The sequence below is a fragment of the Streptomyces sp. NPDC001514 genome (assembly GCF_053597075.1).
In genome coordinates this window covers 1-21,228 of the sequence record NZ_JBSFHO010000002.1, presented here as the reverse complement: position 1 = coordinate 21,228, position 21,228 = coordinate 1, and the positions used below count along the sequence as shown (strand labels likewise).

Below are 21,228 nucleotides of genomic sequence, written 5' to 3'. Positions count from 1 at the left end.
GTCTCAGCCGAGCTGCGGGTAGAGGGCGGCGACGCCACCGGAGAGGTCGGCCTGTATCTGGCGGCTGAGGTCGTCGACGACGATCTCGGCAGCGCCGGAGGCGATGCCGTCAACGGCCGCGCGGGCGACGTCCGCCGGGTCGCTCTTGGACCCGGTGACATGGCGGGCCATGTCGGTGTCCATGTAGCCGACGTGGAGTCCGGACACGGAGATGCCCCGGGGTGCAAGCTGCTGACGAATCGCGTTGGTCAGGCTCCACTGCGCGGCCTTGGCGGCGGAGTAGGCGCCGACGGTGGGAAAACTGATCCACGACAGCGCGGACAGGATGTTGAGGATGACGCCTCCGCCCTGCGACTCGATCACCGGGGCGAAAGTCCGGATCATGCCCAGGGTGCCCAGGTAGTGGGTCTCCATCTCCAGGCGGACGGCGTCCCAACTGCCGGTCAGCAGATCGGCGCCCGTGGAACTGCCCGCATTATTGATCAGCACGGTGATGTCACGGGCCTCCTCGGCAGCCGCGGCGACGGAGGCGGGGTCGGTGACGTCGATCCGGATCGCTTTCACGCCGGGTAGATCGATCTGGTCCGGTCGGCGGGCCGCCCCGTACACCGTGGCGCCGCGCGCGACCAGTTCCTGAGCGAGTGCCCTGCCGAGCCCGCGGTTGGCCCCGGTGACCAGGACGGTTGCTGTGCTGATGTCCATGATTCCTCCCTCGGGATGCGCACACCCCAGCTGGCTTACGATTGAAGAAGTTAGCCATGACGTTATAGCCTGGCTATGCATGAGGCAAGTCAGGTGGAGGGTAGAGAGATGAAGGATCTGCTGACGGAACGGGACGCCTGGTCCATGGCCAACTGCTCCATCGCCAGGACTCTGGAGATCGCCGGCACCAGGACAGCGCTGCTGATCATGCGCGAGGCGTTCTTCGGCACTCGCCGGTTCGACGACTTCGCCAAGCGCGTGGGCATCGGCGAACCCGCCGCCTCGGCGCGCCTGAAGGAACTGACCGCCGCCGGACTCTTGGAGCGCGTCCCCTACCAGGAGCCCGGCCAGCGGACCCGGTACGCCTATCAACTGACCGAGAAGGGCCGGGACTTCCTGCCCGTCCTCGTGGCGCTGCGGCAGTGGGGCGACACCTGGGCCACGGACGAACAGGGGCCCCCCGTGGTCCTGAGCCACAAGGAATGCGGTAGCGCGGTGCACGCGGTACTCCGCTGCGACGACGGCCACGACGTGCAACTCGGGGACTCGTTTGTCCACGCCGGCCCGGGTCTCATTCGCGTCAGCCCGGAGAGCCCCTGAACCCAGCGGCGGCTGAAACACCGGGCAGGTCGATTCCACCGAGCAACGATCACCGGCTGACCGCTCCCCCCTGCCTGCGAGGCACGATCCAGCAGGAGTCGCCCGCCCTCGCCATCGCCGCCCGGCACGCGACACCGACACGCACGCCCCCCGCTTCGTCGGCGAGCTCGGTGACCTCCTGGCGGGTGGCCCAGCGCAGCGCGCGGGTCTCGTCACCGGTGGTATGCCAAAGGCCCCGGACCATGATCGGTCCGGGGCCTTTTCGCTGGTGCCCCCGGCAGGATTCGAACCTGCGACACCCGCTTTAGGAGTTCGATCCGGTGTGCCTGACAGAGCACTCGACTGCGCACGGCCTGGCCGCTCACGACCGCCCAACGCCGTTCCTGTCTGCTGTCGTTGATGTCACCTGGTGATGTCAGGTTGGATGGCCCCATGGAACGTGTGGAGGCCGAGCTGCTCACGGACGGTGGGAACAACGCTGTGCTGCGCCTCCCCGGTCGACGGTTCCCCGGTGTACTGATTCAGGGTGACTCTCTCTCCACCCTTCGCAGCGACGTCGCGGAGGTGGCGGAGGCCTGCGACCAGGGTGACTTGGACGGGGCCCGAGAAGCCGCGGGCCTTCTGCTTGCCGACCTTGACGCGCTCCTGGCACGCTACGCCGCTGCGTTGGAAGCGCACGGGATCCAGCAGCCGTACTGACGTCGCGAGGGAGTCACCGCGCCTTTGCGTGTCGATCGCGCCCTGATCTGTGCAACGGGCGCCGGAGCGAAACACTCGGGCACGCCATTGGCACCCGCAGTAGGCCGTGGTTTACCGGCTAGGCGGGCACGGATCGGGCACGGCCGTGAGCTTCCCCGTGTCGGTTGCCAGGTCTTCTGAGCCCTTGTGGAGACCAGCCTGTCGCTTGTGGCATTACTCCACGTGACGAACCCTTGCCGGTTCGTGGTGTATCAGAGGATCATCCTCCGGGACAGCTATGCACCTAGGGGGGTACATGGTTCCGGAGTGGGGCGACAGCGGCTTCCTGCCGCCGGGCAGGTACAGACTGGACCCTGATGGTGCCGAGCGATTGCTCGTTACAGACGAGCGGTTCAGTGGTTCGGAGACGCGTCAGCAACTCTGGGCCGGCCTGGAGACCTACCTCAGTCGCTTCTTTGAACTAGAGGAACGTCACAGGGGTGTCATCGGCGATCAGGAACTCGTCCATGCCATTTGGCTGGGGGGCAGCTACGTCAGCACAAAGCTGAACCCTCAGAACGTCGATCTCACGGTGCTGATCGACGAGGGTGCCGTTGCTTCCATGAAGGGGCTGGGCGGCACCCGGTGGCTGAGTTCTGCCTTCAACCGTAAGGCAAGGCTCGCCGAGCTTGGAGTGTCCCCGTTGCGGGTTGGGTATCGACCCGTTGTCTCTGTGTTCCGTGCCGAGCTGCTAGAGCCTGACGATCAGGCGTACCTTCGGGAGCGAGGAGCGTGGGACGACTGGTGGCAGCGTTGTCGGCCCGATGGGGTAGACAAGACAGAGCCAACGCTTGAGACAGTGGCACCACGGCGAGGCTACGTGGAGGTGACGCTATGAGCACGAGCTGGAGGCAGCGTGCCCTTGAGCGGAACCGGCAAGCCAACCAGCACTTCTTCGCTGATCTGGACGACGATCACCAGGACGGTGACAGCTATCACGAGGAACTGCGGCGTTTCTGGCTCGAGGCTGCCCGTCACTATGACCCGACCGCAAGCCTGGACGAGGAGCTGACCGTTCGCCTCAAGGGGGATGCGGCAGATAGAGGGGCACTAGATTTCAGGATCGGGGATGCCCTGCTAAAGCCGCTGAGGGACGGTGTCAGTGCTGCTGCTCGAAAGGATATTGAGCTGGAACTGACGGGTCTCTCCCAGGGGAGTACCGTGCTGCACGTCCGTCCCAAGGTTCCAGATTTTGTTGAGATGGATGGGCAGGGTGAGTTTTCGCATATCGACACGTCAGTTGCCGACCCTGCTATGCGAGATCTGCTAAAGCTCGTCGACGCAGCTGAGAACGAGCTTGACGTTCGGCAGTGGGAACGCATGGTGCCAGGCCTGGATGGCGTGGTCGAAGCCCTGGATAAGTTCGACCTCTCAATGGAAATGCGCTGGCGGAGCCTGGACGGAGCGGTGCGTTCCTCCTCTCTTTCCGGGCGAGGGAAGGGTTACGTGCGTAGCTTGCGGAACCTTGAGCTGCACAAATCTAGGACCACAGTTACGGGGCGCATCACGGAACTCCGTGAGTCGGGGTTGGTCAAGGTTAAGACTGGGGTGAGTCGCAGGTCGGCCGCTTACGAGGTGCGTGTAGAACCCGAAAGCTTGATTGATATGCACTTGGAATTGGGGATGACGGTCTCGTTCGTGGTGCAAGTCATCAAGAAGAAAGACAAGATCGGGCGCGAGCGGTCAACGGAGTACCTCTTCCTCAGGATGGGTGAGGGGCAGGCGAGCTTCATCGAGGAGTAGGGCGGGGGACTCGATGGGCCCGTCAAGCACCGCCGCTGTGTCTTGGAGTACCTGTTTGGATGACGTCGCATGCGGATCCGCGCGAGTTGCGGCTGCGCTGACTTCGGCTTTCGCAGGGATGGCGCTGTAGCTCTCCCCGTTCTCCCCGTGCTGTCGGACACGTATCGAGCGCGATTACGCCTGCCGCGGGCTGCTGGCCGCTATCCTCCTCCATGTCTGTGACTCAAATCACTCGACTGGGGATCCTTGGGGGGATCGTGGAAGACAAAGAACCACCAGCGTGGGTGGCGGCGCTGACAGTCCTGCTCGCCGCTGCTGCCGGCCTCTGGGGGCTGTGGTGTGTCGTGATCGGGTTCGTGGGCGGCACGATGCCCCTCATCGGCGTGGAGGTTGAGGGAAGCATCCTTCTGGGGCTCTTCATGCTCTTCGTCGGCGAACCCATCCTCTTGGCCGTCGCACGCTTCGCCGCCATGGCCCTGGTGCTTCCGATCATCTTGGTGACAACGAGGCGTCGGGCAAGCTGAGGTTGGCGGAGTCTCAATGCCCGAGTCAACCGCGTGCGCGCTCTTGAAAACCGTCGTGGCGGCGACGTCACCGTGGGTTCAAATCCCAATGTGAACGGCCTCTGACCTGGATGAACGGTCGGAGGCTGTTCTCGTTCCCAACTCCCGTGAAGTCCCGCTCTTCCCCGCGGTTTCCCGGCAGATCGGGCACGCCAGGGGCACGGTGCCCCTCGGTGAGGGCGGCTGCTGTGCTCGTTGGAGAATGTCCGCATGGGATCCATGCAGCCAGACGTGAGCTGGCCCTTCGAAAACGGGACCTTTCCCGTAGAGCTGCTGGCCATCGTCCAGCGAACCGTCTCGGAGGGTCAGTTCCCCGCACTGACCGTGATCCACGACGATGAGGGTGACTGGCTGGTCAGCGACGACGTTCACGACCCGAACGCGGACGGCGCATCCATCGTCCAGCACTTGCTCCACGTACTTGAGCTGGATCCGTCACTTGCCCAGCTCGCCGCACTTCCGCCAGGGCACGTCGCGCGGCGAGCGAGCGTTGATGCCCCCTGGATCATCAGCGAATGGGCCTACGCCGACGGGTAGCGAGACCTCGTCGCTGAGGTCGGCGGAGTCTCCAGCTATGCCTGAGCAGAGAGCCCTAGTTTGGAAGACGCCGTATGCGGATGCGTGCTGACCTGCGAGGGCGTTGACCTGCGGGGCAGCGGTGACCTCACCCTCATTCCCCGTGGCTCCCCGTTCGCTCCCTTCCGATCGGGCACGGAAGGGGCACGCACTGAGACCATGCCGCATGGTCATCATCGATGTGAGCACCACCCGTGCTGCGCGACAGCTCCACACCGCCCTGAGTCAGTCGCTCGACTTCCCTTCGTTTTACGGGATGAACTGGGACGCCTTCTGGGATGCAATCACGGGCCTGGTGGACATGCCGGATCACATCCGCTTCGTCGGATGGGGGAGCCTGGCTGAGCACCTGCCACACGAGGCTGAGCTACTGCGGGCATCTCTCGACCGCTTCCGGCATCAGTACCGCCCCGACTTCGTAGCCGAGTACCGATAGGTGCCACGGCGTCCTGGGCTGGTCAGCGACATTCCAGAGGTCGGTGGAGTCTCAATGGGGCGAGTCAGCCTTCAACGATCTTGAAAACCGTCGTGGTCGATGTACTGGGGAGCCGGTGACCATGACGAGGGCAGTTCGTCGTCGGGCTGACCGAAGAGGCGACGAGGGTAGCGATCGTGCCACCACTTGCCGTTCCGCCGGCCTTCGGCCTTCTTCCCCTGCATCGGGGCTGTCGCAGCGGTGAACCGATCATCCATCGCGTTCAGGGAGGGCTGGCGTAGTGCGCGTACCCGATCGGTCAGGAGCGGCCATGCTTCACACAGCCAGTCACGGCAGGCCAATTCGTTGTGGTACTCCCAGACCCACTGCGTGTCGAAACCCTCCTCGATGTCCGTCACGACCAGTTGCCACCTGGCCAGGGCCTCGTTGAGCGTCCAACCGCTGCGGTATCGGTCGGCCAGGGTGTGCATGGCCGCGAGAACGGACGCGTAGTCCGCTTCCGTCAGCGGGGTGTCGGCCTGTTCATCCACGCAGGGCACCGTAGCGCGTAGGTCGGTGTAGCGGCTTTGGGCTGGAGCTGCCATGGGGCGAGAGATCATGGCCCCTTACGCTGGCCGCGAATCGGGCTGGCTCCTCGCCTGCCCGCAATAGCCCGATCTGGGACCATGATCTTCGAGGCTCGCCCCATGGTGGCTGCGTAAAGCCGCGGAGCCGACCGCCCCAGCCCCGTGCCGGCCGTTCTCTCTACGTCTGCTCGCGCAGCGCGCGTCCGGCGGCCGGGCGGAGCGGGGCGGAGACAGGAGCGTCGCCCGGCGCCAAGCCGGGCGCGCGGCGAGCGGAGCGAGCACTTGATCAAGTAGAGAAACTCTTACCGCGCTGGGCTCAGAGCGCGATCGGCTTGTAAGCCAGGGCTCGATCGACGATCTTCGCGGCGCTCAACTCCGGGTCGAAGTCCCAGTAGACGTAGTCGCTGATGTGGGGGCATCCCAGTCCGCGTTCCAGGACGGCCAGGATCGCGTCTGTTTCCGCTTGGTCTGCGGTGTTGGCGTCCATCAGTTGTTGAACGAGTGGGATCGCCGCGTCGCGGCTCATCCGCTGGGGTGCCACGTCAACTACGCTGTGATCAGCCGTCGGCCGTCGTGGCTGCGGACATGCGGGCCGTTCCCGTCCAGGGCATCGAGCAGCCGGATCGCGAAGACCTCGGACATTCGCTCGGCGACTTCCGCAGGCGTGAGCCAGTCGACTGCCAGGGACTCGGCGGACGTGCGCTCAGTGCCTCCGGAGGGCTTGCACCGGAAGACCAGGGCGACGATGCCTCGGGCCGTGTTCTTGTAGACGCCGGTGAGCTGGTCAACCTCAACGCGGATGCCGGTCTCTTCCCAGACCTCCCGCGCCACCCCTTCCTCCGGGGCCTCTGTGAGTTCCAGTACTCCGCCCGGCAGCTCCCAAGTCCCGTTGTCCGCCCGCCGGATCGCCAGCAACCGCCCGTCCTCCCGCACCACCGCTCCCGCCACGGACACGGAATGCAGTGGCGTTGACTTGTGCTGCTGGGAACCCGTACTCATGTACAGGAGCATAGGAGGAAGAGAAGGACTATGGGAACTGCAGTAGGAGGTGGCAGGGCCGTACCTCGGTACGTTCAGATCGCCGACGAGATCGTTCAGCAGATCCGGGCTGGTGTCCTGAAGCCTGGTGACATGGTGCCGAGTGAGTCGGAGCTGGTCGAGCGCTACGGCGTCGCCGGCGGCACGATTCGCAAGGCCATGGTGGAGGTCCGGGCAAGCGGCCTGGTAGAAACGCGCCACGGCAAGGGCTCGATCGTGAAGGACCGGCCGCCGGTGCGGCTGCGGTCGTCGGATCGGTTCCGGGCCTCGCATCGGCGGGGCGGTAAAGCGGCCTACCTGGCCGAGTCCGAGCAGTCCGGCGCGACCGCCAAGGTGAGCGTCCTCTACATCGGTCCGATGGAGGCCCCCGAGGAGATCGCCGAACGGCTCGGCGTCGAGGCCGGCGCCCAGGTGCTCGCGCGTCGGCGGCTCTACTTCCGGAACGGGACGCCCGTGGAGACGGCTACCTCGTATCTGCCGTGGGACGTGGTCAAGGACATCCCAGAGTTGTTCGGCGAGAACCCCGGCCCCGGTGGCATCTACGCCCGGCTCGAGGACGACGGCCACGTCTTCGCCGAGTTCGTCGAGACTCTTCAGGCGCGGTCGGCCTCCAAGGCTGAGGCGTCCGAGCTGGCGCTGAGCCCTGGAGCCCCCGTCGTCCACCTCATCCGTAACGCGGTGACCGAAGCGGGGCGCGTGGTCGAGGTCTGCGACACCCTCATGGCCGCTGACCAGTTCATTTTCGAGTACCGCATCCCCGCCAGGGACTGACGCTCACTCAACTCCCCACAACCCGCCGCGACTTCTTCGTCTCGGCGGGTTGACTCATGTATAGGAGTGATGCACTCTTCTTCATGTCACTCATGTACATGAGTGACGGAGTCCAGCACTTCTAGAGGAGTGATCTCTGTGCGTGTGATCCCCGTCGACATGAGCGGCGTGACCGCGATGGTCGCCCAGCCGCCCCGGCGGAAGATGAAGGACAAGAAGAACGGCGTGATGGCCGTCGACGCCGAGACTGGCGTGCCCCTGATGATCGTGGACGTCCTGTTCGTCGCGAACGGCAACGCCGAGGTCGTCACGGTGGCCGTGGCCGAGGGCGACATCTCCGGTGAGCTGACCACCGGCACCCCCGTGGCGCTGACCGGACTGGTCGCCCGGCCGTGGGAGAACGAGATCAACGGAAAGCAGCGGCACGGGATTTCGTTCCGGGCGGCTGCCGTCACCTCGTTGGCGGGCTGATCGATGACCGGTGGACAGATCACCGCGCTCGTCGGCGCCGGGCTGTTAGCCACGGGCCTGCTCGTCCTGCGCCGGCAGCGCCCCACCTGGTACTGGTTCGCCTTCGGCGCCCCGGCCAAGCTGGTCCGGATCGCGTTCACGTACCGCTCGGTCATGGAGGCATGCGGCCTCACCGAGCCCCCCTCCCGACTCCGGCTCACCATCGCGGCGGCCACCAAGCGCCCCGCATCCCGCATGGTGCCCCGCCTGACCCGCGTCCGCGTGACCGCCAGCGGCCTCATCCTCCGGGTCAAGATGCAACCCGGTCAGGAAGTCCACGACTTCGAGACGGCGACCGAACGCCTGCGGCACTCCTGGCGCGCGTTCGCCGTGCACGTCTCCGCGCTCAAGCCGGGATGGCTCCAGGTCAAGGTCATCGGTTACGACGTCCTGCGTCGGGTCGTGATGCCTCGCACGGCTGAGTCCGAGCTTCTGAGGATCCCCGTTGCCCTGCGCTCCGACGGTGCAGTCCACATGCGGGACTTCCGTACCGCGCCGCGCGAGTTGGTGATGGGCGCGACGGAGTCGGGGAAGTCCGTGTACCTGCGCGGCTTGGTGGCGGGGCTTGCTCCGCAGCCGGTTGCCCTGGTCGGTATCGACTGCAAGTGGGGAGTTGAACTGGCCCCGTTCGCAGCCCGTTTGTCGGCCCTGGCCTGCACGCCTGAGCAAGCCGCGGACCTGCTCGATGCCATGGTCCTGGAGATGACCGAGCGGTACGAGCTGATCAGGACCGTCCAGCGGCTCGGCCCTGGCTCGTTGGAGGCGATCACCTCGGACATCTGGGGTCTGCCCGATGACATGCGGCCCGTGCCGGTCGTCGTCTTCATCGACGAGGTGGCAGAGCTCTTCCTCACTGCTGGCAGTGCCGAGGAGAAGCGCCGCGACCAGATGGTCACACAGCTCGTACGCCTTTCCCAGCTCGGCCGTGCTGCCGGCATCTACCTGGAGGTCTGCGGCCAGCGCTTTGGCGCCGAACTCGGCAAGGGGGCAACCGCCCTGCGGGCCCAGCTCACCGGCCGTATCTCGCACCGGGTCAACGACGAGGCCACGGCCAAGATGGTGCTCGGGGACGTCAGCCCCATGGCTGTCCTTGCCGCGACCGCCATAGCGCCGGAGCAACGTGGCGTGGCCGTGGCAGGTGACTCCTCGGGCGGATGGTCGCTCGTCCGGAGCCCCTTCACCGACCTCGCCGATGCTGTGGCGGCCTGCGTCGAGCACACGGCTCTGACCCCTGCCATTCCCGGTCTCGAACCCTTCCGGCCCGAGGCTTCGTCCGGAGCCTTCGCCCTGGTCCCCGACAAGGACTGACGTCATGCGGTCAACGCTCCGGCTCGACGCCGTACTCGTACAAGCCCTGATCGCCGGTGCCCTGTCCTTCTCCCACCTCCACGACCTCGCCGAGGCTGCTGGGCAGGACGGGTGGAAGGCGTGGGCCTACCCGGTCTCCGTGGATCTGCTGCTCGTCGCCGCCTGGCGCCGACTGCGGACCCTGCGGGAGTCAGGCGGATCACGGCGGGCCGCATGGTCCTGGTTCGCGGTGGCGCTCGCTGCCTCCCTCGGCGCGAACATCGCCACGGCCGGGCTGCTCGACCTCAACGACGTGCCCGACTGGCTGCGCATCCTCGTCGCCGGTTGGCCGGCACTCGCGTTCCTCGGCGGCACGCTCCTGGTGCACGCCCCGGAGCCGGACCGCCGCCAGGCCCCGGAGCCGTCCGCCCCTGCGGAGCCGGAGCCGGAGCTGGTACGCGAAGAGGTCGCCGAGCCCGCTCCCGGCACTGCCCCGGCGCTCCCGGCTGCGGCTCCAGCCGTACCGCCCGCCCTGATCACCCACGCACGGAAGCTCGCCGACTCGCACCGCTCAGCGACCGGCCGCGATATCGACGCCGACACCCTGCGCGCCCGGCTCGGCGTCCCCGCCCCGATGGCCGACGCCATCGCCGCCCAGCTCACCTGACGGAGGTCCCCATGCCCAGCACCATCGGCGCTTCGATCAGCTTCCACCTCACCGAGAAGCCGTTCGCGATGTGCCACGACTACGGCGCCAAGCGCACACCGATCCTCACCGTCCAGGACCGGTACGCGTCGCTGATGCTCTACGCCCGCGACTCCCTTGCCCCGGCTGAGCAGCTGACGTTCGCCCGTGAGCTGCTGGCCGCGGTCACCGCGTACGCCGCTGCTGTGGAGGCTCACACCGCCGCCCAGCTCGCCGTCCAGCCGACCTGAAAGGAGGTGACCCATGCCCCGCAACCGCTTCTGGGACGTCGACCGCATCGGCCCCGTCCAGATCGGCACTCACCACGACCGCCACGGACGAGAGGCCCACGCCGCCGCCTGCACCGCGCCCGGCTGCGACTGGTCCGCCGACTACCTCAGCCGCCCCGCCGCCGAACTCGCCGCCCGCACGCATCGCTGCAACCCCCGCTGATAGCAGAGGAGATCACGTCATGGACGTCCCGCTCTGGCTCGCCCTCATCGTCGTCGGTGCCCTCGGCATCAAGCTCGTCCGCCCGCCCTGGTGGCTCGTCGCCGTGCTCCTCCTCGGCGGCTACCTCCTCGCCGACAGCTTCCTGACCCCGGTCATCGACCCGCTCGCCAAGTAGCCAACCCGGAAGGAAAAACGGCCGTGTTCAAGCCCAAGTACCCGACGCCCGACACCTACATCCCGACCAACCACAGCCACGTCCCGGCCACCGTCGAGCAGGCCGCCCCGCCGGCGCCCGCGCCCGCCGCCCGGTCCGGCGTCGTCGACCTGGTCCGCGCCAACCCCGTCGCCACAGTGACCGGCGTCGTCGTGGTCGGCGCGGTGCTCACCTCCATGCTCCTCGCCGTGGCCATCACCGGACTCGCGCTCTCCATCAGCGGCGTCGTCCTCCTGGTCCTCGTCCGCACACTCCGCCAGGAACTCAACCGCTGACCGGCCTCCGGGCAGTGCCACAAGCCGCCAAGCATCGCCACTGCCCGGACGGCCCACGCATCCCCTTCCAACCGCTACGAAGGAGAACCGTGGACACGCAAGCACTTGCCTTATCCCTGCCGCTCCTCGGCTGGGTCGCCCACTCGGGCTACCTCGCCCATCGGCTGGCCACAGCCCGCCGCGACCCGCTCACCGGCCTGCGTACCCGCGCCGGTTGGACGGCTCGCGCCGAGCGGTTCATACGCCGCCACCCTGACGCCCTGGTCCTGCTTCTGGACCTGGACGACTTCAAGAACCTCAACGACAGCCACGGCCACGCCGCCGGAGACGCCGCGCTCACGGCCACTGCCGCTCGCCTCGCCACCTGGTGCGGCCGCCATGGCATCGCGGGTCGCCTCGGCGGAGACGAGTTCGTCGCCGTCGTCCGCTCGAAGGGCACCCAGCAACTCGACGACCTCGCGGGCCTGCTTCACGAACCCCTCGCCTACTGCGGACGAACGCTGCCCCTGTCCGTCTCTGTCGGCGCCTGCCGCCCCGCCGACCTGCCGGTCCGCAGCCTCTCCGACGCCCTCGCCGCTGCCGACTCCGCGATGTACGCGGTCAAGGGCAGTGCCGGCCGCCGTGGCACTCGCGCTCTCTCGCACTGAGCACTGACCGGCCTCCGGGCGGCGCACAAGCCGCCAAGCATCGCCGCCGCCCGGACGGTCCGGCCCCTTCCAACCGCGATCGAAAGGACCACCATCATGGCCCAGCACAGCCGTGCCCAGACACGTATCTGCCCCGACTGCGACGGCTTCCCCATCGTCGCCATCGACACCGGAGCCCTCCTCGCCGACGGCACCCGCGCCACTCTCGATGCGATCTGCCGCCGCTGCCACGGAACGGGCCGCGTCCACGTCCTGGCACCCGCCGCCGTCGGCCACCAGGAGCGAGCGTGACCGACACCGCGACCCTCGCGGGCCTGGACCCGGCCACCCTCGGCGACATGCTGCGGGTGGCCGGGTCCCCCGGCTTCGACCGCTGGCGCGACCAGATCCGCCGCACGGGCGGCTGCGCGAACCCCATCCACCTGTCCGGCTGGACGCTCACCAAGGACAAGAACAGCGGCGAGACGCTGCACCGCTACTCCACCGACACCGAGCCCGACGGACGGCTCCGCGTCGCCTGCGGCAACCGCCGTACCTCCCGCTGCCCGGCCTGCGCCTGGATGTACGCCGCCGACACCTACCACCTGATCCGCGCCGGACTCGCGGGCGACCAGGACAAGGACGTGCCGAGTACGGTCCGTGATCACCCGCGCGTCTTCGCCACGCTCACCGCCCCGTCCTTCGGCCCGGTCCACAACCGTCCCGACTCCGGCCGCTGCCGCTGCGGAGCCCGGCACGCCGCCGACGACGACGCGCTCGGTACGCCGCTCGACCCGGCCACGTACGACTACGCCGCCGCCGTGCTCTTCAACAACCACGCCGGGGAGCTCTGGCAGCGCTTCACCAACCGACTCCGCCGCGAGATCGCCGCCCGCGCCGGGATCACGCAGCGCGAACTCAAGGAGCAGGCCCGGGTTTCGTACGGCAAGGTCGCCGAGTTCCAGAAGCGCGGGGCCGTCCACTTCCATGCCGTCGTACGCCTCGACGGACCGGACGGACCGGAGGACGCGCCGCCTGCCTGGGCCACGATGCAGCTGCTCACCGACGCCATCCGCGCGGCCGTGGTCCACTCGTACACGACCATCACGGTCCCGGCCGCCGCCGACCAGCCCGCCCGCGCACTGCGCTGGGGCACCCAGCTCGACATCCGGCCCATCCGCGCCTTCGAGGCTGGCACCGCCATCACGGAACAGGCCGTCGCCTCCTACGTCGCCAAGTACGCGACCAAGGCGGCCGAGACGACCGGCACCGTCGACCGCCGCGTCGGCAACCGTGAGGCCCTGGTCCTCCTCGATGTGCCCGACCATCCGCGCCGACTCATCGAGGCCTGCTTCGACCTTGACGCCGCATATCCGGACCGCAGGCTGCGCGCCTGGGCTCACATGCTCGGCTTTCGCGGGCACTTCTCCTCGAAGTCCCGCCGCTACTCAACGACCCTCGGCGCACTCCGCCAGGTCCGCGCCGACTACCGCGCCGCCCAGCAGCGCGAAGAACTCGGCCTGCCCGACCCCGACCAGGACCCGACCGTCCTTGTTCTGGCCGACTGGCGATACGCCGGGCAGGGCCACAGCCCCGGCGAATCGGTCCTCGCCGCCACCATCGCGCGAGACATCCAGCTCAACCGCGAAACCGCCCGCGAAGCCCTGCACGACCAACTCGCCCTGGAAGGAGCCGCTGCATGACCACAGCAACCGCGGAGCTTCTGACCGTGCCTGAAGTCATGGCGCGGCTCAAGCTCGGGCGCTCGAAGGTCTACGACCTCATCCGCTCACGCCGCCTGACCTCGTTCAAGATTGACGGCTGCCGCCGAATCCCGGCCGACGCAGTCCGTGACTTCGTCCTCGGCCAGATCGAGGAGGCTGCCTGATGGCGACGCAGCGCAAGCGCAACCCCAACGGCGCGGGCACCATCACCAAACGCAAGGACGGCCGCTATCAGTGCGCGGTCTACGTCCTGCAGCCGGACGGCACCCGCGCCCGCAAGTTCGCCTACGGCAAGACCTGGGCCGAGTGCGATGCCAAGCGCCGCGAACTGCTCGACAAGGTGGACCAGGGCGTGCCCGTGCCCACCCGCTCAGCCAAGCTCTCCGAGTGGCTGCCGTACTGGCTGGACAACATCGTCAAGCCCCGGCGCAAGCTGAGCACGTACGACAAGTACGAAGCTCACGTGCGGCTCTACCTCGTGCCCATGCTGGGCTCGAAGCGGTTGGAATCCCTCGGCGTCGCCGACGTCCGGCGCTTCATCGTCCAGCTGGAGAACAAGACGACCTCGGCCACAGCCAAGGAGTCTCACCGCGTGCTGCGCACGGCTCTCAGCGCCGCGTGCCGCGAGGAACTGGTGACCCGCAACGTGGCGGCCCTCGTCGAGCCGCCGCGGGCCAAGTCCCGGGAGCTGAGCCCCTGGACACTCGACGAGACCCTGGACTTCCTCGCCGCCGCCCGTAAGGACCCGCTGTACGCGGCCTTCGTGCTCGCCATCGCCATGGGCCTCCGCCGGGGCGAGATCGTCGGTCTCCGCTGGACCGATGTCGACCTCGACAACCGCGTGATCTACGTCCGGCAGCAGACCCAGCGACGGCGCGGAGTCCTCTACGACGACGAGACCAAGAACCGCCGCCGTCGCGCGCTGCCGCTCCCGGCGATGTGCATCCCGCCGCTGCGTTGGCATCGGATGCGCCAGGCGGCCGCGAAGCGGCGTGCGGGGGAGTCCTGGGACGAGAACGGCCACGTCTTCACTACCCGCACCGGCCGCCCGGTCGAGCCGCGCAACGTGTACCGCTCCTTCACCCGCGTCGCCGACTCCGCCGGCCTTCGCGTCGTCCGGCTGCACGATGCCCGGCACGGCTGCGCGACGCTGCTCACCGCGGCCGGGGCCGCGCCCCGCGTCGTGATGGAGATCCTCGGGCACAGCCAGATCAGCATCACCATGGACGTCTACACGCACGTCGTCCACGACACGCAGCGCGAGGCCATCAGCCACATGGACCGGCTGCTCAAGAGGCGCCCCGGCCGTGAGTGACCGCCCTCGTTGATGTCAAAAACTGATGTCAAAGGCCCCGGACCATGATCGGTCCGGGGCCTTTTCGCTGGTGCCCCCGGCAGGATTCGAACCTGCGACACCCGCTTTAGGAGAGCGGTGCTCTATCCCCTGAGCTACGAAGGCGGGACAGGACGGCGCACCCGACGAGGGCTGCGCCACCGCGGACAGTGTAGCGGGTGGGGTTCCGGCGGTCGGCGTCTTAAGGGGGCCTTGATCCGCGGCCGGCCGCCCCTGCAGCAGCGTCGAGGGGAGAGGGGAGAAACGGGATGGTGCAAGCGTCGGGGTCGGAGCAGGGTGGCGTTGGGGTGGCCAGTGGCCAGTGGCCAGTGGCCAGTGGCCGGTGGCTGCGGGCTGGGGGCTGGGGGCGCGCGGGCGGCGGTGGCCCTGCCCCTGGCAGATCTTGACGGGGTGCGGAGTCGCGCATAGCGTCGCACGGAGCTGAGCGGGCGCTTAGACCGCGTACGACAGCGCGACAGCGACAGCAGGACAGAAGGGCGACCCGTGCCGCACCCCCGTTCCGCCGCCCTCAGTGCCCTGACCGCCCCCGGTGCCCCTTTCGCCACCGCCGATGGTGTGTACGTGTCCGGGCCGCGCACGCTCCGGGAGTTCGTCGAGGCCACCTGGGTGTTCGGGGAGCGGCCGTTCCTCGTGGCGGAGAGCGGGACGTACACGTACGGGGAGTTCTTCGCGGCCGCGTCCGCGCTGGCGCGGCGGTTCACCGAGGAGTACGGGATGCGGCCCGGCGACCGCGCCGTGGTCGGGATGCGCAACCACCCCGAGTGGCAGATCGCCTTCTGGGCCACGCAGCTGGCCGGTCTGGTGGCCGTGCCGCTGAACGCCTGGTGGACCGCGGAGGAGTTCGCGTACGCGCTCGACGACTGCGAGCCGAGTGTGCTGCTCGTCGACGGGGAGCGGCTGCCCAGGGTCGTCGACTGGGCCAGGGCGAGACCAGTGCCTGTGCCGGTGATCGTCTTTCATCACGAGGGGTCGCCGGTCGACCGCGTCGTACGGTACGAGGACCTGCCCGCCGCGGACCCCGCCGCCGCGCCGCCCGACGTCCACGTACGCCCCGAGGACGACGCCACCATCATCTACACGTCCGGCACCACGGGCCGGCCCAAGGGTGCCGTCGCCACTCAGCTCGCCCAGGCGGGGGCCGCGATGAACCCCCGTTACACCGCCGCGGCCTCGGCGCTCGCGAGGGGCGTGCTCCCGGGGCAGGGGCCCGCGCCCGTCAGCCTCATGACCTTTCCGTTCTTCCATGTGGCGGCCTTCACGACGCTCTACTCGGTGATGGCCGTCGGCGGGACGCTCGTCCTCATGCGGAAATGGGACGCGGACAAGGCGCTCGCCCTGATCGAGAAGCACGGTGTCACGCACTACTCCGGGGTGCCCACCACCGCGCTCCATCTGCTCGACGCCGCCGAGCGGCAGGGCGCCGGGCTCGCGAGCCTCACCCACCTCAACACGGGCGGGGCCGCCGCGCCGCCGGATCTCGTCGGGCGGCTCACCGCCCGCTACGGGCAGCGGATCGAGCCCCGCAACGGCTACGGGCTGACCGAGACGAGCGGCGGCGTGACGGCGAACTTCGGTGCCGAGTACCGGGAGTTCCCGGACAGTGTCGGGCGGGCCACCCCCGCCACCGAGGTCCGGATCGCCGGACCCGCCGGGGAGGCGCTCCCGGAGGGCGAGGTCGGCGAGCTGTGGCTCCGCGGGCAGTCGCTGGTTCGGGGGTACTGGCGGGATCCGCAGGCCACGGCGGCCGCGTTCACGGAGGACGGCTGGTTCAGGACCGGTGACCTCGCGACCGTTCGGGACGGCGGCCGGGTCTCGATCGTCGACCGGATCAAGGACGTCGTCATCCGCGGCGGCGAGAACGTGTACTGCGTCGAGGTGGAGGCCGTCCTGCACGAGCATCCGGACGTCGCCGACGCCGCCGTCCTCGGCGTACCGCACCCGGTGCTCGGTGAGGAGGTCGCGGCCGTCGTCCAGCTGCGGCCCGGCGCTGCCGTTACCGCCGACGAGCTGCGGGCCCACGTGGGCAGAAACCTCGCCGTCTTCAAGGTGCCGGCCCATGTCGTCGTACGGGACGCGCCGCTGCCCCGCAATCCCACCGGGAAGATCCTCAAGCGGGAGCTCAGGGGCCGGGTGGCGGACCAGGTGCGGGCCGTGGCTCAGGAGCGCGTGACGCGCACGCGGTAGGTCCCCTCCGCGTCTTCCGAGAGCACCGTGATCCGGATCCTGTTGCGGCTGTCCATGAACGACTCGCCCGGCCGGTACGGCGCGTCCGACAGCTCGGCGTGCACATTGGGCCGCCGCGTACAGCCACCGCTGTCCACGTCACTGTCGGCGACACGCACGGGCCCCTCCCCGGTGTCGATGTCCATCTCGACGCGGTAGACGAGGACGCCCGGCTCGCAGACCGCCTCGTCGTTGCCGTCCCGGGTACGGACCTCCGCCGCGTAACCGGAGTCCGCGCCGGTCGGTACGAAGACGAGCTTGCGGCCGCCCTTGGTGGCGAGCGGCGTGAGGTCGTACTCGACCGTCCCGGTGCCGGAGACGCAGCCGACCTGGTCGTTGTCGAGCCAGCCGAGCTTCCACTTGTGCCAGCCCAGCAGATCGTTGTTGGCGCCCCAGTCCTCGGACATGATGTCCCAGTGGCCGACGGCGCCGCCGCCCTCGGAGGTGTAGAGGTCGGGCAGGCCGAAGACATGGCCGTTCTCGTGGGGGAGGACCCGGTAGCCGGTCTCGTCGTACGACCCGGACCCGTCGTCCTGGCGGCTGTAGACGAACGAGGTGTTGGCGAGCGGCACACCGTCCGCGTGCGGCGCCTCGTGGTTCCCGGAGAAGGTCACGGACAGGACGGTGTCCAGCGCGGACGGGCCGGCGTTCGGCGTGACGAGCACGTTGACCAGGTCGTACGTGCTGAAGTCCACGCGCGGCTCGGCCGCCGTCACGATGTCCTGCACCAGCTGCCGGTAGCCCGGCTCGTACGGCGCGCCGCGCTCTATCCCGTACGCAGCGAACGGCAGCGGCATCCGCAGCCAGTCGGCCAGCGGGGCCTCCGGGCGGTATGTGAGGCGCCCGTACGAGCTGATGGCGAACCACCTCTGGGTCTGCGGGAAGAACTCCTCGAAGCGCTCGCGCGCCGGGCCCTCGCCCACCGCGTCCGGGAAGTCGATCATGATGTTGAGGGCGCGGATCTCGCCCGTGGAGCGTGCGTAACCGGTGGGTGTGGGCATGCCCTCCGACATCTGTACACCGGCGGCGGGCGCGATACGGCACGCGCCGAGCGCCGACTCCTCGCTCGTGGCCACGGGGCCGGCCGAGGCCCGAGAGGGACCGGGAAGCGTGGAGCTCGCCGAGGTCAGGGCGGCAAGGGCAACAGCGGCGACCACGCCGAGCACGCCTGGTCTGCGTATCCGGTGGCGGGTCTGCAGCATGCGGTCGCCTTCGGGTCCGCGGCAGCCGGCCGGTCCTCAGCTGCGCTCCGTTCGATCAGCGTGATTCGGCCGCGGGGCGCGCGCTCGCCGGGTGGGCCGATCGTGGGACACGCCGAGGAGAGGGGATCTGAACGGGGACTTCGGGATTGTGAGCCAGGTCACATGAAGTCTCCCGGGTGGGGGGAAATAACCGGGGACCGTTTCCCCGTTTGCATGGGTGCCCCCGCGAAACGGGGACGCCGTCCCCGGTTGCGGGTTGCGATCCGGTCGGGGTCGTCGACCCGGAGAAGGACCACGAGAGGAAGTGGAGCCGTGAGCCCCGCCACCGACACCGCAGAGCGCCGCGCCCCCAGGCCGCGGGCTGACGCGCTGCGCAACAGGGAGCGGATCGTGTCGGCGGCACGCGAGATGTTCGTCGAGTTCGGTCCCGACGTGCCGCTCGACGAGATCGCCCGCCGCGCCGGCGTCGGCAACGCCACTCTCTACCGGAACTTCGCGGACCGGGCCGCCCTCGTGCACGAGGTCGTCCTCTCCGTCATGAGCCGTACGACGGACCGGGCGGAGGAGGCGGCCGCCGAGGAGGCGGACCCCTTCGCCGCGCTGAGCCGTTTCACCCATGCGGCCGCCGACGAGCGGATCGGCGCGCTGTGCCCGATGATTTCCGGCGCCTTCGACAAGGAGCATCCCGAACTGCTCGCCGAGCGCGACCGGCTCGAGGAGGCCGTCGGGGGCCTCGTCGACCGGGCGCATGCGGCGGGGCGGCTTCGCGCCGACGTCGCCGTCGGAGACCTGATGGTCGCGCTGTCCCAGCTCACCCGGCCGCTGCCGGGCACCGCGTGCCTGGACATCGACCGGTTCACACACCGTCATCTGCAGCTGCTGCTGGACGGACTCGAGGCGCCCGCGCGCTCCGAACTGCCCGGTACGGCCGCGACCTTGGAGGGCCTGCGGCGCCATCCGTGACCAGCAGCACGCCGTGATCCGTCATCCCTGATCCGTCATCCCCGATCCGCCATCCGTCATCCCTGATCCGTTGGTCCGCAATCCGTCCTTCGAAGCCTCTAACGCCCGGCGCCGTACGTCGGCCCGTGCGGGCACCCCTTCCCGGGCCCGCACCCGTGCCCGTACCGCACCCGTGCCCGTACCGCACACGCGCCGGTACTGACGACCGTTTTTCACGCTTACGCACCCTTAGGTGGCCACTTCCATGCCAAAAACAGCTGAGACGCAGCTCCCGGACTCCGCCCGCCCTGACCCAAGCCGCTGGAAAGCCCTGGTCTTCATAGCCCTGGCCCAGCTGATGGTCGTGCTCGACGCGACCATCGTGAACATCGCGCTGCCGTCCGCCCAGCAGGACCTGGGGATCTCGGACGGCAACCGGCAGTGGGTCATCACCGCCTACGCCCTCGCCTTCGGCGGGCTGCTGCTCTTCGGCGGACGCATCGCCGACCTGTGGGGCCGCAAGCGCACCTTCGTCGTCGGCCTGCTCGGCTTCGCCGCCGCGTCCGCGCTCGGCGGCGCGGCCACCGGCGAGGCCATGCTGCTCGGCTCGCGCGCGCTGCAGGGCGCCTTCGGCGCACTGCTCGCCCCCGCCGCGCTCTCGCTGCTCGCGGTGATGTTCACCGACGCCAAGGAGCGGGCGAAGGCCTTCGGCATCTACGGCGCGATCGCCGGCGGCGGTGGCGCCGTCGGCCTCATCCTCGGCGGTTTCCTCACCGAGTACCTGGACTGGCGCTGGACGTTCTACGTCAACATCCCCTTCGCCGTCGTCGCCGCGGCGGGCGCGTACTTCGTGATCCGCGAGCCGGCCGGCGGCCGTAACCGCTCGTCGCTCGACATCCCCGGCGTCATCCTCTCCACCCTCGGCCTGGTGGCGCTGGTGTACGGCTTCACGCGCGCCGAGTCGGACGGCTGGTCGGACCCGGTGACCATCGGTCTCTTCGTCGCCTCGGCCGTCCTGCTCGCGGCCTTCGTCCTCACCGAGTCCAGGGTCCGCTCGCCGCTGCTGCCGCTGCGCGTCCTGACCGAGCGCAACCGCGGCGGTGTCTACCTCTCGCTGGGCCTCGCCATCATCGCGATGTTCGGCCTCTTCCTCTTCCTCACGTACTACCTGCAGGTGGTCAAGGGGTATTCGCCGGTCAGGACGGGCTTCGCCTTCCTCCCGATGATCGCGGGCATGATCACGGGCTCCACGCAGATCGGCGCCCGGCTCATGACCCGTGTGGCGCCCCGGCGGCTGATGGGGCCCGGCTTCCTGGTCGCCGCGACGGGCATGCTGCTGCTGACGCAGCTCGAGGTCGGCTCCTCGTACGCCGGTCTGATCCTGCCGGCGCAGCTGCTGCTCGGCCTCGGTATGGGTACGGCCTTCATGCCCGCCATGTCGCTGTCCACGTACGGCGTCGAGGCGCGGGACGCGGGCGTCGCGTCCGCGATGGTGAACACCTCGCAGCAGGTCGGCGGCGCGATCGGTACGGCGCTGCTGAACACGATCGCCGCCTCCGCCACCACCTCGTACATCGCCGCGCACGCGGCGGGTGCGATCGGCCCCGAGGCGCAGCAGATGCTGCAGCTGCAGGGCATGGTGCACGGCTACTCCAGTGCCATCTGGTGGGCCGTCGGCATCCTGGCTGCGGCCGCGGCCATCGCGTTCACCTTCATCAACACCGGGCGGCCGGGGACCGGCGCGGTGGCGTCGTCCGCTGACGGTGCCGGTGAGGGCGTCGAGGACGAGGTGAGGATCCCGGTCGTCGCGCACTGAGCGCACGGCGCGCGCACTGAGCGTGGACAGGGCGCGCGCTGAGCGCGCGCCCTCGGACCGCTGTGAGGGGGAGCGGGGCCCCGCCCGGATTCGGATGCACCGAATCCGGGGCCAGGTCGCCAAGTGGCGGGCCCAGGGCCTTTTCGTGCCGGTCGCCGTCAACGTGTCGCCGCGTGACGTCCAC

28 protein-coding genes and 1 tRNA gene are annotated in these 21,228 nt (G+C 68.9%); 23 read left to right on the top strand and 6 right to left on the bottom strand.

The window, feature by feature from the left end:
• Positions 1 to 3: 3 nt before the first annotated feature.
• Positions 4 to 702 (bottom strand): SDR family oxidoreductase, encoded by a 699-nt coding sequence (locus ACWCXB_RS02780; protein ID WP_450718275.1) that lies wholly within the window; start codon positions 700 to 702, stop codon positions 4 to 6.
• A gap of 108 nt (positions 703 to 810) precedes the next feature.
• Here ACWCXB_RS02780 and ACWCXB_RS02775 point away from each other — a divergent pair, with 108 nt between their 5' ends.
• The 7 genes from ACWCXB_RS02775 to ACWCXB_RS02745 all read left to right on the top strand — a co-directional run bounded on the left by ACWCXB_RS02775 (position 811) and on the right by ACWCXB_RS02745 (position 5,358).
• Complete coding sequence (locus tag ACWCXB_RS02775; protein WP_450718273.1) at positions 811 to 1,302, top strand: winged helix-turn-helix transcriptional regulator; 492 nt, start codon at positions 811 to 813, stop codon at positions 1,300 to 1,302.
• A gap of 432 nt (positions 1,303 to 1,734) precedes the next feature.
• Positions 1,735 to 2,001 (top strand): DUF6959 family protein, encoded by a 267-nt coding sequence (locus ACWCXB_RS02770; protein ID WP_450718272.1) that lies wholly within the window; start codon positions 1,735 to 1,737, stop codon positions 1,999 to 2,001.
• 295 nt (positions 2,002 to 2,296) lie between these two features.
• Complete coding sequence (locus tag ACWCXB_RS02765) at positions 2,297 to 2,878, top strand: DUF6932 family protein (protein WP_450718270.1); 582 nt, start codon at positions 2,297 to 2,299, stop codon at positions 2,876 to 2,878.
• Positions 2,875 to 3,783 (top strand): hypothetical protein, encoded by a 909-nt coding sequence (locus tag ACWCXB_RS02760; protein ID WP_450718268.1) that lies wholly within the window; start codon positions 2,875 to 2,877, stop codon positions 3,781 to 3,783. The genes ACWCXB_RS02765 and ACWCXB_RS02760 overlap by 4 nt, the downstream gene beginning before the upstream one ends.
• A 257-nt stretch (positions 3,784 to 4,040) precedes the next feature.
• Positions 4,041 to 4,307 carry a hypothetical protein gene (locus ACWCXB_RS02755; protein WP_450718266.1) on the top strand — a complete coding sequence of 89 codons (267 nt, stop codon included), beginning with the start codon at positions 4,041 to 4,043 and terminating at the stop codon, positions 4,305 to 4,307.
• A gap of 249 nt (positions 4,308 to 4,556) precedes the next feature.
• Positions 4,557 to 4,883, top strand: coding sequence for a hypothetical protein (locus ACWCXB_RS02750; protein ID WP_450718264.1), 327 nt, complete (start codon positions 4,557 to 4,559; stop codon positions 4,881 to 4,883).
• A 205-nt stretch (positions 4,884 to 5,088) separates the two neighbouring features.
• Positions 5,089 to 5,358, top strand: coding sequence for a barstar family protein (locus ACWCXB_RS02745; RefSeq protein WP_450718262.1), 270 nt, complete (start codon positions 5,089 to 5,091; stop codon positions 5,356 to 5,358).
• 71 nt (positions 5,359 to 5,429) lie between these two features.
• Here the strand turns inward: ACWCXB_RS02745 and ACWCXB_RS02740 are convergent, their stop codons facing one another.
• From ACWCXB_RS02740 to ACWCXB_RS02730, 3 genes are all read right to left on the bottom strand, one after another.
• Positions 5,430 to 5,888, bottom strand: a complete 459-nt coding sequence (locus tag ACWCXB_RS02740; protein ID WP_450718260.1) for a hypothetical protein — start codon at positions 5,886 to 5,888, stop codon at positions 5,430 to 5,432.
• 352 nt (positions 5,889 to 6,240) lie between these two features.
• The gene (locus tag ACWCXB_RS02735; RefSeq protein ID WP_450718258.1) at positions 6,241 to 6,465 is read right to left on the bottom strand and encodes an e9imm peptide; all 225 of its coding nucleotides are present in this window, start codon (positions 6,463 to 6,465) and stop codon (positions 6,241 to 6,243) included.
• 5 nt (positions 6,466 to 6,470) lie between these two features.
• Positions 6,471 to 6,935, bottom strand: coding sequence for an NUDIX hydrolase (locus tag ACWCXB_RS02730; protein ID WP_450718256.1), 465 nt, complete (start codon positions 6,933 to 6,935; stop codon positions 6,471 to 6,473).
• Positions 6,936 to 6,953: 18 nt separating this feature from the next.
• Between ACWCXB_RS02730 and ACWCXB_RS02725 the strand changes: the two genes are divergently transcribed.
• The 13 genes from ACWCXB_RS02725 (at position 6,954) to ACWCXB_RS02665 (ending at position 14,822) form a co-directional block, all read left to right on the top strand.
• On the top strand, positions 6,954 to 7,733 hold the full coding sequence (locus tag ACWCXB_RS02725; RefSeq protein ID WP_450718254.1) for a GntR family transcriptional regulator: 780 nt from the start codon (positions 6,954 to 6,956) through the stop codon (positions 7,731 to 7,733).
• Between the two features lie 138 nt (positions 7,734 to 7,871).
• The gene (locus tag ACWCXB_RS02720; protein ID WP_450718252.1) at positions 7,872 to 8,204 is read left to right on the top strand and encodes an SCO3933 family regulatory protein; all 333 of its coding nucleotides are present in this window, start codon (positions 7,872 to 7,874) and stop codon (positions 8,202 to 8,204) included.
• A gap of 3 nt (positions 8,205 to 8,207) precedes the next feature.
• Positions 8,208 to 9,551: an FtsK/SpoIIIE domain-containing protein gene (locus ACWCXB_RS02715; RefSeq protein ID WP_450718250.1), complete on the top strand. Its 1,344-nt coding sequence runs from the start codon at positions 8,208 to 8,210 to the stop codon at positions 9,549 to 9,551.
• A gap of 4 nt (positions 9,552 to 9,555) precedes the next feature.
• Positions 9,556 to 10,197, top strand: a complete 642-nt coding sequence (locus ACWCXB_RS02710) for a DUF2637 domain-containing protein (protein WP_450718248.1) — start codon at positions 9,556 to 9,558, stop codon at positions 10,195 to 10,197.
• Positions 10,198 to 10,208: 11 nt separating this feature from the next.
• Complete coding sequence (locus ACWCXB_RS02705) at positions 10,209 to 10,466, top strand: hypothetical protein (RefSeq protein WP_450718246.1); 258 nt, start codon at positions 10,209 to 10,211, stop codon at positions 10,464 to 10,466.
• 13 nt (positions 10,467 to 10,479) lie between these two features.
• Complete coding sequence (locus ACWCXB_RS02700) at positions 10,480 to 10,668, top strand: mobile element transfer protein (protein WP_450718244.1); 189 nt, start codon at positions 10,480 to 10,482, stop codon at positions 10,666 to 10,668.
• A gap of 19 nt (positions 10,669 to 10,687) precedes the next feature.
• Positions 10,688 to 10,843, top strand: coding sequence for a hypothetical protein (locus ACWCXB_RS02695; RefSeq protein ID WP_450718242.1), 156 nt, complete (start codon positions 10,688 to 10,690; stop codon positions 10,841 to 10,843).
• Between the two features lie 23 nt (positions 10,844 to 10,866).
• Positions 10,867 to 11,157, top strand: a complete 291-nt coding sequence (locus ACWCXB_RS02690) for a SpdD protein (protein ID WP_450718240.1) — start codon at positions 10,867 to 10,869, stop codon at positions 11,155 to 11,157.
• A gap of 89 nt (positions 11,158 to 11,246) precedes the next feature.
• Positions 11,247 to 11,804, top strand: a complete 558-nt coding sequence (locus tag ACWCXB_RS02685) for a diguanylate cyclase domain-containing protein (protein WP_450718238.1) — start codon at positions 11,247 to 11,249, stop codon at positions 11,802 to 11,804.
• A gap of 96 nt (positions 11,805 to 11,900) precedes the next feature.
• Positions 11,901 to 12,095, top strand: a complete 195-nt coding sequence (locus tag ACWCXB_RS02680; protein WP_450718236.1) for a hypothetical protein — start codon at positions 11,901 to 11,903, stop codon at positions 12,093 to 12,095.
• Positions 12,092 to 13,486 (top strand): replication initiator protein RepSA, encoded by a 1,395-nt coding sequence (gene repSA, locus ACWCXB_RS02675; protein WP_450718234.1) that lies wholly within the window; start codon positions 12,092 to 12,094, stop codon positions 13,484 to 13,486. The genes ACWCXB_RS02680 and repSA overlap by 4 nt, the downstream gene beginning before the upstream one ends.
• The gene (locus ACWCXB_RS02670; protein ID WP_450718232.1) at positions 13,483 to 13,671 is read left to right on the top strand and encodes a helix-turn-helix domain-containing protein; all 189 of its coding nucleotides are present in this window, start codon (positions 13,483 to 13,485) and stop codon (positions 13,669 to 13,671) included. Before repSA ends, ACWCXB_RS02670 begins: the two co-directional genes overlap by 4 nt.
• Entirely contained in the window at positions 13,671 to 14,822 is a 1,152-nt protein-coding gene (locus tag ACWCXB_RS02665) for a site-specific integrase (protein ID WP_450718230.1), read from the top strand. The genes ACWCXB_RS02670 and ACWCXB_RS02665 overlap by 1 nt, the downstream gene beginning before the upstream one ends.
• Positions 14,823 to 14,890: 68 nt before the next feature.
• Here ACWCXB_RS02665 and ACWCXB_RS02660 read toward each other — a convergent pair.
• A tRNA-Arg gene (locus ACWCXB_RS02660) sits at positions 14,891 to 14,966 on the bottom strand.
• Between the two features lie 378 nt (positions 14,967 to 15,344).
• Here ACWCXB_RS02660 and ACWCXB_RS02655 point away from each other — a divergent pair.
• The gene (locus tag ACWCXB_RS02655; protein ID WP_450718228.1) at positions 15,345 to 17,045 is read left to right on the top strand and encodes a class I adenylate-forming enzyme family protein; all 1,701 of its coding nucleotides are present in this window, start codon (positions 15,345 to 15,347) and stop codon (positions 17,043 to 17,045) included.
• Here ACWCXB_RS02655 and ACWCXB_RS02650 read toward each other — a convergent pair.
• Complete coding sequence (locus tag ACWCXB_RS02650) at positions 17,018 to 18,286, bottom strand: M6 family metalloprotease domain-containing protein (protein WP_450718226.1); 1,269 nt, start codon at positions 18,284 to 18,286, stop codon at positions 17,018 to 17,020. The two genes, ACWCXB_RS02655 and ACWCXB_RS02650, sit on opposite strands and share 28 nt — an antisense overlap.
• Positions 18,287 to 18,598: 312 nt before the next feature.
• Here ACWCXB_RS02650 and ACWCXB_RS02645 point away from each other — a divergent pair, with 312 nt between their 5' ends.
• Positions 18,599 to 19,249 carry a TetR/AcrR family transcriptional regulator gene (locus ACWCXB_RS02645; protein WP_450718224.1) on the top strand — a complete coding sequence of 217 codons (651 nt, stop codon included), beginning with the start codon at positions 18,599 to 18,601 and terminating at the stop codon, positions 19,247 to 19,249.
• 244 nt (positions 19,250 to 19,493) lie between these two features.
• On the top strand, positions 19,494 to 21,044 hold the full coding sequence (locus ACWCXB_RS02640) for an MFS transporter (RefSeq protein WP_450718222.1): 1,551 nt from the start codon (positions 19,494 to 19,496) through the stop codon (positions 21,042 to 21,044).
• Positions 21,045 to 21,228: the final 184 nt, after the last annotated feature.

Excerpts from the sequence above, each read along its gene's own strand:
- ACWCXB_RS02780 (WP_450718275.1), bottom strand. The coding sequence starts at position 702 with ATGGACATCAGCACAGCAACCGTCCTGGTCACCGGGGCCAACCGCGGG.
- ACWCXB_RS02775 (WP_450718273.1), top strand. The coding sequence starts at position 811 with ATGAAGGATCTGCTGACGGAACGGGACGCCTGGTCCATGGCCAACTGC.
- ACWCXB_RS02770 (WP_450718272.1), top strand. The coding sequence starts at position 1,735 with ATGGAACGTGTGGAGGCCGAGCTGCTCACGGACGGTGGGAACAACGCT.
- ACWCXB_RS02765 (WP_450718270.1), top strand. The coding sequence starts at position 2,297 with ATGGTTCCGGAGTGGGGCGACAGCGGCTTCCTGCCGCCGGGCAGGTAC.
- ACWCXB_RS02760 (WP_450718268.1), top strand. The coding sequence starts at position 2,875 with ATGAGCACGAGCTGGAGGCAGCGTGCCCTTGAGCGGAACCGGCAAGCC.
- ACWCXB_RS02750 (WP_450718264.1), top strand. The coding sequence starts at position 4,557 with ATGGGATCCATGCAGCCAGACGTGAGCTGGCCCTTCGAAAACGGGACC.
- ACWCXB_RS02745 (WP_450718262.1), top strand. The coding sequence starts at position 5,089 with ATGGTCATCATCGATGTGAGCACCACCCGTGCTGCGCGACAGCTCCAC.
- ACWCXB_RS02730 (WP_450718256.1), bottom strand. The coding sequence starts at position 6,935 with ATGCTCCTGTACATGAGTACGGGTTCCCAGCAGCACAAGTCAACGCCA.
- ACWCXB_RS02725 (WP_450718254.1), top strand. The coding sequence starts at position 6,954 with ATGGGAACTGCAGTAGGAGGTGGCAGGGCCGTACCTCGGTACGTTCAG.
- ACWCXB_RS02715 (WP_450718250.1), top strand. The coding sequence starts at position 8,208 with ATGACCGGTGGACAGATCACCGCGCTCGTCGGCGCCGGGCTGTTAGCC.
- ACWCXB_RS02710 (WP_450718248.1), top strand. The coding sequence starts at position 9,556 with ATGCGGTCAACGCTCCGGCTCGACGCCGTACTCGTACAAGCCCTGATC.
- ACWCXB_RS02705 (WP_450718246.1), top strand. The coding sequence starts at position 10,209 with ATGCCCAGCACCATCGGCGCTTCGATCAGCTTCCACCTCACCGAGAAG.
- ACWCXB_RS02700 (WP_450718244.1), top strand. The coding sequence starts at position 10,480 with ATGCCCCGCAACCGCTTCTGGGACGTCGACCGCATCGGCCCCGTCCAG.
- ACWCXB_RS02695 (WP_450718242.1), top strand. The coding sequence starts at position 10,688 with ATGGACGTCCCGCTCTGGCTCGCCCTCATCGTCGTCGGTGCCCTCGGC.
- ACWCXB_RS02680 (WP_450718236.1), top strand. The coding sequence starts at position 11,901 with ATGGCCCAGCACAGCCGTGCCCAGACACGTATCTGCCCCGACTGCGAC.
- ACWCXB_RS02670 (WP_450718232.1), top strand. The coding sequence starts at position 13,483 with ATGACCACAGCAACCGCGGAGCTTCTGACCGTGCCTGAAGTCATGGCG.
- ACWCXB_RS02665 (WP_450718230.1), top strand. The coding sequence starts at position 13,671 with ATGGCGACGCAGCGCAAGCGCAACCCCAACGGCGCGGGCACCATCACC.
- ACWCXB_RS02650 (WP_450718226.1), bottom strand. The coding sequence starts at position 18,286 with ATGCTGCAGACCCGCCACCGGATACGCAGACCAGGCGTGCTCGGCGTG.
- ACWCXB_RS02640 (WP_450718222.1), top strand. The coding sequence starts at position 19,494 with ATGCCAAAAACAGCTGAGACGCAGCTCCCGGACTCCGCCCGCCCTGAC.